Raw genomic sequence first — 494 nt, 5'->3', positions numbered from 1 at the left:
CCTTGGTCGCCTTGAACTCCTTGAACACCCTGTGGTCCTTGGTCGCCTTGAACACCTTGAACTCCTTGAGGTCCTTGGTCGCCTTGGGCTCCCTGAACACCCTGAGGTCCTTGGTCTCCTTGAACGCCCTGAACACCCTGAGGTCCTTGGTCGCCTTGCACGCCTTGAACACCCTGAGGTCCTTGGTCGCCTTGAACGCCCTGAGGTCCTTGGTCGCCTTGGACGCCCTGAGGTCCTTGGTCGCCTTGAACTCCCTGAGGTCCTTGATCACCTTGTACGCCTTGGACTCCTTGAGGGCCTTGGTCTCCTTGGACTCCTTGAGGTCCTTGGTCTCCTTGGACTCCTTGAGGTCCTTGATCGCCTTGGACTCCTTGAACTCCCTGAGGTCCTTGGTCGCCTTGCACGCCTTGAACTCCTTGAGGTCCTTGGTCGCCTTGCACGCCTTGAACTCCTTGAGGTCCTTGGTCGCCTTGTACGCCCTGAACACCCTGAGG

The 494-nt window shown here is 58.7% G+C and carries 1 pseudogene; it reads right to left on the bottom strand.

The features are described 5' to 3' along the window. Positions 1-494: pseudogene (locus G9G53_RS25730) on the bottom strand (hypothetical protein); the annotation flags it as partial.

The sequence above is a fragment of the Paenibacillus sp. EKM206P genome, from assembly GCF_011066155.1.
Lineage (GTDB): Bacteria > Bacillota > Bacilli > Paenibacillales > Paenibacillaceae > Paenibacillus > Paenibacillus polymyxa_D.
This window is presented reverse-complemented; position numbering and strand designations above follow the sequence as displayed.